Genomic DNA, 11,621 nt, shown 5'->3' with positions numbered 1-11,621 from the left:
AAGATGAAACAGCTATGAGCCGCAGGGCCAGCCCCTCACGACTCACCGCTCAAAACTCACAACTTTTATTCCTATGAAATTCAGGTTTCTCTCAAAAACAGGCGTTCTCGTGTTACTCGCTTTTTTAAGCGGATGCGGCGAGAACTGGGTGGACACCAAACCCAACGGCGAGCCCACCACTGCATTTTTCTGGAAAAGCGAAGACGACGTGGCCAAAGCAGTGGCAGCCATGTACGTCCCGATGCGGTATGAATCTACCTGGGGCCGGAACCTGTTCTGGATGCAGGCGGCCAGCGACGACCTGGTCATCGGCCGGACCAGGTCGGAAAGCGAAAACATTAAAAATTTCAACGTTACAGGCCGGGAAGGTGGTATGACCGGCGGCTGGAATGACGTATACTGGATGCTCAACAAAGCCAACCAGGTAATTGAAGGGCTCAAAACGGCGACCAACGTGTCGGAAGAAGTGAAAAACCGCGCCCTCGGCGAAGCCTATTTTGTCCGGGGATTTGCGCATTTCTGGATCGCCTACCTGTGGGGCCATGAAAACCTGGGCGTGCCTTTTGACGGCCCCGAAAACGGTGAATACGGCAAGCGGATTGCACCGCAGCTTCCTTCTGTGAAAGACAATTATGCCCGGATTGTGGCTGATCTTGAAAAAGCCGCAGAACTGTTGCCGTTTTTTGAAACCTACGGCGATGCCGACCGGGGGCGTGCGCACAAGGCCGCTGCATGGGCCTACCTGGTAAAGGCATACGCCTACTGGGCGCAATATGATGCTTCGAAATGGGCATTGATCCCGCCGTTGGCCGACAAGATCAGGGTAGAAGGCAAGCGGGGGTTGATGACGGGAAAATCCAGCGCGCGGGAGAACTACCAGAGTGTATTCAGAATCGAAAACAACTGGGGACCGGAGTACATCTGGTCGGTAACCTCCGGGCTGCAGGGCGGTTCTGAATTTGTCGGCGTGGTACTCGAAAACAAAGGCTGGGGTATTTTCAACGGCTGGGGGTACTTTCAGCCGACGGAGGAACTCTACCAGGAATACGAGGCCAACGATCCCCGGCGTGAGGTAACCATCCTGAAATTCGGGGACAAGTTCACCTACTTCGGCAAGGAACGCTCGTATTATTCGACCAACAGCCTGACGGGTTTCCAGATCAACAAATACATGGAGCCTTACAGCTACGGGAGCAATGAAGATGCGAGTACGAACCTGATGATCAACCAGAACGGAGATTACCCTACCACAAAGCTCAACCTCCCGCTGATGCGCTATGCGGAAGTCTTGCTTTTCAAGGCGGAGGCGCTGATCATGCAGGGCAAAAACGGCGAGGCGGCGGCGCCGTTGAACGAGCTCCGGGCCCGGGTGGGTTTGGCGCCGAAGGCCGCCCCTACCCTGGCGGATCTGAAGCACGAGCGTCGTGTGGAGCTGGCCTGTGAGTGGACGGACCGTCTCCAGGATCTTAAACGCTGGAAAGACTATGCTGCAATCAACGCACCGCTGCACGGGAGAATTCATGCGAGCAAAACCGATCCCAAGTCTCCCTATACTGTCCAGGAAGTATGGAAAGCCCGGAGTTTTGACCCGGGCAAACACCTCGCCTGGCCGATCAGTCCCGACGAAATCGCAAGGTCCAACGGGGAATACAGACAGACGCCGGGCTGGTAGATAAGGTAAGCTGTTTTATCCGGATTCCCGGGGAAATACAAACGGTATCGGTGTATTTCCCCGGGAATTTTAGTAGAAATCCAACGGGCGGATTACCCCGGGTGATGCGAAGGAAACATTCGGGGGCGTCGGTTACCGGTTCCAACTTTCCGACAGGTTTTCAGATCCTACTACAAAAATCGGGGGGCTTTTTTTCGCCACACAGAAAGAGCTCCAGCCGGACTGCCTGCCAGCAAACAGCTATTATATGAAGAGAAACGCTACTTTACTCGGAATAACCTGCATGCTATTGTCATTGTACGCTTGCAGCAAAAGTGAGATAGACAGCCGGATTCAGGAAATCGTGTTGAAAGAAGGCGGCTCGGGTACACTAAAAATTAACGAGGAACAACTTCCCGTTAGGTTATTGGCAGTAAATATGCTCTTTAATGAGGGGGTGGTAACAGAGAAATTTACCACTTATCACCGCGTATACAGTGTGATTTTTTCAATCGACAATGATACGCTTCAGTTAAATACTGCATTCGAGCGAATAAATGAGCAGCCTTTTAAAGAGCGGTCACCGGACGAAACGTTCAGGGGACAGACCGTTACGTATCAGTCTTATCAAATTGGAATAGCGCACCTGTATCCTGAATCCAGTACCGACCCGTCGTCAGGCACCGTTGCCAAATTATTAGTGAGGGATTTTTGATAGCCAAAATTCATTTTCGGACTTTAGCAAATCAGCTAAAATTATCCAAACTATCTACGGCGTAAATATATGGGGAACTGATAAATGGTAGGCTTAAGGTAGCAGGTGAACCTGTTGAAATTTTTCAGCAGGCTGGACTCCGGTCGTAAGTTCCCAGGGAACTTACGAGGTGTTCCGCATTCTGAGCTCACTCCCATACGCAGCCGCGATACCGGTTTCGCCGACCGGACCTTCCAGGTTCTTTAGTCGTGTACCCGGACAAAATCATCCGGAATCCAATTAAAATTTTTTAAAAAAGGCTTGGCAGACTGGTCCGGCAGTTAGAAATTTCACTAATTTCCGGCACACATGCTGTCCTTTTTGACATGCTTATTGTTTCATCACGTTGCCCGGCAGGGCGCCCGTCAATTGTATACTACTAACTAAATTATTTTTCTATGAAGCAGTTTACCGTACCATTATTAGGTTTAGCAATACTGTGCGGCGGGGCGTTCCCCGCTCTTGCCAGGATGCCGGAACCGATGAAAACCACCAACTAGAAAACAGCCGACCGAAAGGTTACCGGCACTGTTGTCGACGACCAGGACCAGCCCCTGCCCGGGGTAACCGTGATGCTGAAAGGTACTGACCGGGGTGCTTCGACCAATGTGAGCGGGGAATTTGAACTCATCATCCCCGACGATCAACTCGCTTCCGCAGTGCTGGCTTTCAGTTTTATCGGTTACGAAACCCAGGAAATAGCGCTTGGGGTTAATAGTGTACTTAACGTAAAAATGGCCGCTTCGGTCAACCAGCTGGACCAGGTTGTGGTAGTGGGCTACTCCGCCAAGAAAGCCCGGTTCCTGTCGAGTTCAGTCACTACGATCAGCAATGACAAACTGAGGGATGTGACTTCCAACGAACTTCCCAATCTCTTACAGGGAAAAGCGCCGGGTGTGGTGGTTTCATCGAGTTCCGGCGACCCTACCAGCCCGGCAACCGTCGTCATCAGGGGTTCGGGAAGTATCTCGGCCGGCACTGCGCCGCTTTATGTGGTCGACGGGAACATAGACGGGTCATACAACCCGGTCGATGTGGAGAGCGTTACGGTTCTAAAGGATGTAGCGGCTACCGGCTTGTACGGGTCGCGGGCAAGCAACGGAGTAATTATCGTGAACACGAAAATGGGTGCTCCGGGTAAAACAACCATCAGCTTCAACAATTCGGTCGGCTTTGCGAACGCCACAACAGGCAAATTCCGCCTGATGAATTCTCGGGAACTATTCGATTTCCAGAAGACTTTTTACGACCGCGACCCTTCGGTGACCAATATCAATACCAACTGGTGGGACGAGGCCTTCAGGACAGCCATGGTCAACAACCACAACGTGTCGGTTTCAGGCGGAACCGGGAAGACTACGTTTTATGTTTCGGGTAACTTTTATAAGGAGCAGGGAACGATTGTGCAGAACGACAAGACCGGCTATAGCCTCCGCACAAACCTCCAGTCGCAGCTTACCAAACGGCTTTCGGCCAAAGTACTCTTTAACGGTCAGTATATCCGGGACAACTATTTTACCAGCAATGCGCTCGGCGACGCCTACATCAACCTGCCGTTTGACCCGGCTTACGACGCAGAAGGCAAGCCTACCGACGGCCGGTCTTTCCCGAACTGGCTGGGACGTGACCGTGAAAATTTCCTCCACTCCATCCAGTACAACCACGCCGGGGCCAACAGCCTCCGCATCACAAATGACATCAACCTCGATTTTGACCTGACCGACAAGATTACGTTGTCGAGCTATAACCGGGTCAACTTCGGAAATGGCAGCAGCCAGTCCTACAACGACCGACGGACCAAGCAGGGCGGAGCCAACGGCGGCGAGCTCCGCAATGCCACGAGTTACAACCACCGGCTGCTTACCTCAAACCGGATCAGGTATGCCGAGGAATGGGGCAGTCATAACCTCACGCTGCTCGGGGTTGCAGAGGCAGAAACGGCCTATGGAAAAGCCACCGCAACGTCAGGCAAGGGCCTTCCGCCCGGGCGCGACGTAATGTCGGTCGCTACCGAACCGCTGGAAGCCCCTACCGGTTCTTACGACCAGGTAGGGTTCCGCAAGTACCTCGGACAGGCCGATTACAGCTTCGACAACCGGTACTTCCTGGTAGGGTCTTTTGTGAATGAATTTTCGTCGCTCTTCGGGAAGAATAACTCCACCGCCAACTTCTACCAATTAGGGGCGTCGTGGGTACTGAGCAACGAATTGTTCCTCAAAAATAACCCCTTCGTAACATTTGCCAAGCTGCGTGTGAGCCACGGGACTGTCGGGAACGCCGCGATTCCGAATTTCGCCTCGCTGGGATTGTATACCATCAGCCAGACCGCGAGCTACGCCAACCTGCCTGGCGCCGCACCTTCGCAAAAAGGAAACCCTGACCTTACATGGGAGAAAAACCGCTCCACCAATGTCGGGATAGACGTCAGTCTCTGGAACCGGGTCGATGTGACCGTCGATGTCTATACCAAGCAAGCCGACGACCTGCTTTACCAGAAGCCGCTTGCCGCCACTACGGGGTACAGCTACGTATGGATAAATGCCGGCTCCCTCAGGAACAAAGGAGTGGAGTTTAGTATTGTATCGCAAAATCTAAAGGGCGAATTCGAATGGGAAACCAATTTCAACATGGCATTCAACCGCAACAAAATCCTCTCCCTGAGCGACGGGGCCGAGTTTTTTAACCCTGGCGACAGGCTGCCGCTTGCGGCCGGGCACGACATGGGCGACTACCATCTGCCGATCTGGGCGGGCGTAAACCCCGACAACGGGGACCCGCAGTGGGAAAAGGTAGTGAAAGCCGCCGACGGCACCATTACCAAAGAGCTTACGAACACCTACAACCAGGCCCAGACGGCGGTCTCACGCCAGTATGCCGGCAAATCGGCCACGCCGAATTTTACAGGCGGCATTACCAACACGCTCCGGTACAAGGGAATAACGCTTTCCGCTTTCCTCAATTTTGTTAGCGGAAACTGGATCTATCATGACGCGCGCGCCTATTTCGACAACGACGGTCTGTATGAGAGCTACAATTCGATGGTACTGGTCAACGGATGGTCCCGCTGGACCCAGCCGGGAGATATAGCCACGCATCCGAAACCGATCGTGGGCGGCAACAAGGACTCCAACCAGTCTTCTTCGCGATACCTGGAGGACGGAAGTTATCTCAGGCTGCGCAACATCAGGCTCGGCTACGATATCCCGACCACGCTCATGAACAAAATCGGATTTGCGGGCGCCAATATATTCGTGAGCGCCGATAACCTTGTCACCTGGACCAGGTTTTCCGGTACGGACCCTGAAGTATCGCTGTCGCGTGAGGGAGGAAATTTCGGCTTCGCCGGTTATCGGTACCCCATCAGCAAAAAGCTCATGTTCGGACTTAATTTTTCGCTCTGACCAATCCGGGGCTATCATCATTAACAAAAAGGAAGCTCGCGCCGTATGGCCCGCAGCTCAAACCTCATAAATATGAAATCAAGACCATATCAATACCTGCTTGCCGGACTGGTGTTTGCGCTTGGGACATTTTCCTGCGAAACCTACTACGAGCCGTCCACCAGCATCAACGAGGAAACTGCGCTGAAAAATGCCGCCGACGTAGAAACAGCCACAATCGGGACCTACGCCGTGCTGCTCCAGGCGGCTTATGTGAGGAGTGTACACTTCCTGATGGAGTATCCCGGCGACGCGGTGGCCCAGGGACAATCTTCGGCCGACGACCTCACCCGGGCATACCGCTATACCCATATCAATACCTCGGGACATTGTGCCAATTTCTGGGGACAAGCCTACAAAGTGATAGCGGCAGCCAACAAAATTATCGCCTTCGTGCCTGACGACGCCCCGGCCGACCTGGCGCAGCTGAAAGGGGAAAACCTGTACCTGCGCGCCATGATGCACTTCAACCTGGTGCGTGTTTTCGGAAGGCCGTATCCACAGAACAACGGTGGCAACCCGGGCGTGCCTCTGCTGCTCGACGGCCTTACCGACGAGCAGACCACTACGCTGGCCAGGAGCACAGTGAAACAGGTGTATGAATCGGTGATTGCCGACCTGGTCAAAGCGGCCGGGCTCATGTCCGTTGAGAAGACCAACTCATTTGCATCCAAGGAAGTAGCGTATGCGCTCTTGTCAAGAGTCTACCTGTACATGGAAGACAATGCCAACGCAGTCAAATACGCCGACCTCGTGATTGGCAGCGGGCGCTACAGCCTCCTGACCGGCTCCGAATACCCTGGTTACTTCAAACAGGTTCCGGCAGAGAACAAGGAGACTATTTTCGCCATCCGGCACACCAAAGTGCAGGACCGGGGGTTTTCATCCATCGGCTCCATGTATTTCAGCGGCGACCGTTCGGGGAACGCGCTCGGACAGGGTGCGAGCGGCTGGGCCGAGATATATGCCTCTCAAAAGTACGTGGACTTCCTGGATAAAAATCCCGGCGATCTGCGGCATTCTTTCATAACGCCCTATCTTCTCGGCGGAGTGTTGCAGCGGAATCCCAAGCTGAACCCGACGACCCCCATGTATTACATCAACAAGTACTCGCTTCAGGAGGAGATCATCAACCTCAGTTCTCCGGTCTACCTTCGCCTGGCTGAAATGTACCTGATCCGTGCCGAAGCCAATGCCAAGCTGGGCAAAACCGCCGAGGCACTGGCCGATGTTAACCTGTTGCGGCAAAGGGCCGGGCTATCGGGAAATGCCCTCCATACTACGGCCGGACTCGCGGCAGCCGGCAAATCGGTGCTGGATGCCGTGCTCGACGAAAGATACCTGGAGCTGGCGTTCGAGGGACACAGGGCCTACGACCTTTTCAGAAACAACCGGGCCATGGAACGCAACTACCCGGGCACGCATTCACTCAACAATACGCCTACAACGAATGTGACCCAGAAAGTGCTTCCGACCGACCCCCGCGTGATCTTTTTTATCCCGCAGGCCGAAGTAGACCGGAACTCCAAACTGGAGCAAAACCCGTAAGGGGCGTGCCGTCCTTTTCTGTTCGCACTACGGTGTCTGACACAGTGATGTCCGTGAAAAAGAGTCCTTCTTTTAAAGGGGGACTCTTTTTCATTGTACCTCTAAACCAGAAAAACAGACAATCCGGAGATGATGTGCCAAAATCGTATTTTTTTTCACTATACGCCCCAGTAAAGGCGAAACAAAGACCGGACTAGTCGAAAATCCTCGTATCGCCCGGTTTTTGCTGTTTCCTGACATGCTCCAGCCATTCTTCCACCGTAGCATTCCTCATCAGGTGCCCCGGGACATATTTCCTTTCTTCCCAAGGCTCAAAAAAGATCTCGAAATCCTCTTCTTCTTTTGTAAACCTGATTTCCTTGCGGATGATTACCTTATAGTCCTCCAGCTCTTTCAACAGCCACAATCCTTTGTTGTCGACAACACGCATTTTCCGGGGCATCAGGAAAAATAAATTCCCGGTTTCGCCGACAGGGCGGGTCGCAGTTCCGGACAGCCGCATTCTGTTGGGATCCCATTGAAGGTTTTTTACCTCAACCGCACCTTGCTGGATGTGCATGTCGGTTGACAATAGCCAGGGGTGCTCCCGGTTTTCGAAGATACGGAACAGGCGACAGGATTTCGGGGGAATGCTGTACCCGAAACGTTCCTTGTAGGTCCCGCAATATTCTTCCGTCCAGAATTCATATATACAGTAAGGCTTTTGCGTATCCAGACCCAGTTTCGCGAAATCAAGTTCAGCGCTATAGGCGGTGTCGTCATGGTTAAAGACCGCCAGCAACTGGTAGCTCCCCCAGGAAGTCAGGACCGGCAGCTTCAGATACCTCGAATAGTTATCCGGATATACGTTATCAAAAAGGTCGACCGGGGTCGGCCAGCCTTTTGTTCTCGGCAGGCACAGCTTGGCCATCCGCAGGCGCTCGCTGTCGATTCTCCGGAAGTCGTCGTCGAACAATAGCGGACTACCGCACAACCCGAACATGGTAGTGGTAATCCGGGCATGTTCCAATGGTACCGGTTTGTCAATCGTGAAAAAATTGATATCGTTGATGTACAATTTACGGTGTGTAAAATAAGAAGCCGCCGCGTTCTGCACCAGGTAGTGCGTGTTGGCATAGTGATGGTCATTCAGCACATACATGGCGTTCCCCCAGTCGCTCAACGGCGTTCCCTGGCCCTGTAAAGGACGGCTTTCCCCGTAGTCACGCCCCACGCGGGCCGCGTTGATGATGCCGCCGTAGGCAGGTGTGGAAGAGACGGCCGTTTGCAGGTGTGTGTCGTCGCCGGCTGTTTTCCTGATCATTTTCAGAATGCTCCCTGCTGCTTCCAACGGGGTTTTCGACGGGTCATGCAGCCTGCTGTTACCGGGGACATCGAGAAAGTCCAGCATGTAGAAACGGACTCCGATCTTGCGGTTGTACGTGAAAACATCTTTCAGATACGCTTCCGTATTGGGATGCGTACCGTCCAGCCAGTATTTGGTCAGGCGGGAAATACGGGTGGTGTCGTCCCGGTTTTCCGACCAGTTCAGCCTTTGGCTCATTACTGCTCCGGCTCTGTCCCGCAACAGGTTTTTCCGGTTGCTTTCCAGTACGCCGTCTGCTTCGCCGGCAAACCAGAAGGGAGACACCCACACCCCTGCTTTGAAACCGTATTTGTCCAGCTCCCGTATGAAGTTTTCATAACCATTGGTAAAGGAAAAATGTCGCTCGTTGGCTTTTTTCCAGTTGCCGGGAATACCGTCTTTTAGTGAATTGAGCGTGCTGATGCGAAAAATGTCGGCATCAAACCCTTTCAGCTTATTTCTGAAAGCCTTGATGTTTTCGATCGACACTTCGGCATATCCGCCTTCATGTTCATTCCAGCCATCTATCCATGCGGCCCCACTGAGCCCCACCGGCGGCAAGTCTGCCAGGACAGGCTTTTTGTCCCTGTAAATCACATTTACCCAGTTCTCCAGGGCTTTGTAAGGGTCGGTTTGAAAGGAAATATTGAGTTTTTCGGAAACCAATTCCTGTTTCGGCCTTAGGTCATACTTGCCAAACCGGCAGGTAGCTTTGTATTCCTCTATGCCTTCGCCGGGAGAATAGCGCAGGCTATGGCTGCAGCGCATCCGGTCCATGGTAGTAAAAGCCGACATAAACGATCGCTTCGTGGATGGATCGAACAGCAGGCAAATGTTTTCGGAAGAATGGTTGCCGTTGTCGCTATTGAGCAACTCAACGCGCATGTCCCAGGTATGCCACCTGAAAAACCGCCCGTTGCCCGGATCAGTCCCCAGGGTAAAGCGCCCGCCTTGCGCTTTTGACAGGCTGACCACATTCCAGTTTTCAACCGTAAGAACGGTCCGGCCTGTATTCTTTAAAGTGGTCAATATTTCCAGCCCGTCACGGGAAGGCACAAAATTCCAGATCCAGCGGCAGTTGATTTCGGGGAAAGCGTATTCCACCCTTTGTCCCGGGCCGTATGCCGTACTTGTCTCTTTTGAAGAAACGAGCCTGGCATTATTTAAAGAAAATAGCTTCCCGTTTATTTCAACGGATCCATTTGCTCCCTCTAAGCCAATAAATTGGCCGTCGGGTGTTTTCAGGTCAAAGCCTCCGTCACGGAAATCCAGTTTCCAGTCAGGGAAATGTGAGGGCGCTGCAGGCCGGATTTCAACTGTTGCCGCTCTTTCCTGCGCTTCCGATAGAAGAGGTGTTACGGCTATTAACAGCAACCACAGCACTTTGGTATGATTTAACATAGTTCGATAGTATTGTATACGTGGGCCCAACGGTTTTTCCGATACGTACAAACCCGGCCAGGACGGGCGCAATCTCCGGCAGACGCGACAGATCGGCAAAGTTTCGGACCATGGCTGAGAAGGGGCACCTGGCGCCGCATTGAGTCTTTCTTGCGTTGGACACACAATATAGGGGTCATTTTTTTCTTTCAAAAGAAAAAAAAACAAAACAACCGGGACAAAATCACCTATCTTTACTCATTACTGTTGAAGAATGCTTTCCGCCTGTATTTACTCGTTTGTTTTTGTTTGGCTTTTTTCATTTTTCGATTCATTTAAATCAAAAAATAAATGCGCCAGCAAGAAAAAACCCGGTTCTGCCCGGAAACAAAGAGTCATTTTTATACCACTCTGAAAAAGAGAGTTGACGCCCATTTCCGGGAAAGTAACCTCTCCCGCCATGGCGACGGCAGAATGATCGTGAAGACGGTATTTTTCCTCTCTGCCTATATTCTTCCGTTCCTTCTCTTCCTCATCTATACGCCGCCCCTTGCCTTTGCATTTCCGTTGTGGCTGATGATGGGATTGGCGGTTGCCGGCATCGGGATGAATATTATGCATGACGCGAACCACGGGGCCTATTCGCGCAACGCAGACATAAACGAGTGGCTGGGATATACGCTTTACCTGGTGGGAGTGGGTGTAAAAAACTGGAAATTCCAGCACAACGTACTGCATCATACTTATACCAACGTCACGGGCCTTGACGAGGACATCAGAGACAGAGGTGTAGTGAAGCTGTCACCTCACTTAGTCGCCGGGCGTCCTCACCGGTGGCAATGGCTCTATGCTTTCTTCTTTTACAGTATCCTCACACTATACTGGGTGACGCTAAAAGATTTTTTCCAGTACCATGGCTTCATAAGAGCCGGGGTTAACCGCCAGAGCCGGTCTGAGAACAGGAAGATGCTGGCAGGATTGGTTTTGGTAAAGCTGTTCTACTTCGGCGTATTTTTCGGACTGCCGGTACTGGCGCTCAACATGCCGTTTGGCGAGGTCCTGCTGGGCTTTCTTATCATGCATGTTACCTCGGGACTTATCCTGACGACCATATTTCAGCTCGCACATTCTGTGGAAGGCACAGCCTATCCGTTACCCGACTCCACCGGGATGATCAGGAAAGACTGGGCGATCCACCAACTGGAGACTACCGTCAACTTTTCCGGAGGCAACAAAATACTAACCTGGTGCCTGGGCGGCCTGAACTATCAGATAGAACACCATCTCTTCCCGAAAATCTGTCACGTCCATTATCCTGAAATATCGGTAATCATCAAGCAAACCGCAGAAGATTTCGGATTAAGATACCTTGAGAACCGCTCCCTCAGAGTAGCCTTCGTCTCCCACATCAGAAGCCTGAGGAAATTTGGACTGCCTCCTATCAACGAAGCAATAGGGTAATCACACGGCCGGTTTTCGGCTTTCCAGCGCCCCTGGGATCAG

General features: G+C 52.4%; 5 protein-coding genes and 1 pseudogene. 5 read left to right on the top strand and 1 reads right to left on the bottom strand.

The genetic code is table 11. The features are described from left to right. The first annotated feature begins 73 nt into the window (after positions 1-73). The 4 genes and pseudogenes from ABD852_RS01920 to ABD852_RS01905 all read left to right on the top strand — a co-directional run bounded on the left by ABD852_RS01920 (position 74) and on the right by ABD852_RS01905 (position 7,393). Positions 74-1,672, top strand: coding sequence for a RagB/SusD family nutrient uptake outer membrane protein (locus ABD852_RS01920; protein WP_345026314.1), 1,599 nt, complete (start codon positions 74-76; stop codon positions 1,670-1,672). 247 nt (positions 1,673-1,919) lie between these two features. After that, on the top strand, positions 1,920-2,366 hold the full coding sequence (locus ABD852_RS01915) for a hypothetical protein (protein WP_345026313.1): 447 nt from the start codon (positions 1,920-1,922) through the stop codon (positions 2,364-2,366). Positions 2,367-2,929: 563 nt separating this feature from the next. After that, positions 2,930-5,806: pseudogene (locus ABD852_RS01910) on the top strand (SusC/RagA family TonB-linked outer membrane protein); the annotation flags it as partial. A 72-nt stretch (positions 5,807-5,878) separates the two neighbouring features. Further along, positions 5,879-7,393, top strand: a complete 1,515-nt coding sequence (locus tag ABD852_RS01905) for a RagB/SusD family nutrient uptake outer membrane protein (protein WP_345026312.1) — start codon at positions 5,879-5,881, stop codon at positions 7,391-7,393. 193 nt (positions 7,394-7,586) lie between these two features. Here the strand turns inward: ABD852_RS01905 and ABD852_RS01900 are convergent, their stop codons facing one another. Continuing rightward, the gene (locus ABD852_RS01900; RefSeq protein WP_345026311.1) at positions 7,587-10,139 is read right to left on the bottom strand and encodes an alpha-amylase family protein; all 2,553 of its coding nucleotides are present in this window, start codon (positions 10,137-10,139) and stop codon (positions 7,587-7,589) included. Between the two features lie 330 nt (positions 10,140-10,469). On the opposite strand from ABD852_RS01900, the gene ABD852_RS01895 reads away from it, so the two are divergent. Then, complete coding sequence (locus ABD852_RS01895; protein ID WP_345026310.1) at positions 10,470-11,579, top strand: fatty acid desaturase family protein; 1,110 nt, start codon at positions 10,470-10,472, stop codon at positions 11,577-11,579. Positions 11,580-11,621: the final 42 nt, after the last annotated feature.

Source organism: Ravibacter arvi (genome assembly GCF_039540405.1).
GTDB lineage: Bacteria > Bacteroidota > Bacteroidia > Cytophagales > Spirosomataceae > Ravibacter > Ravibacter arvi.
Note: the sequence above shows the minus strand (reverse complement) of the source record. Positions and strands in the feature narration are given on the sequence as shown.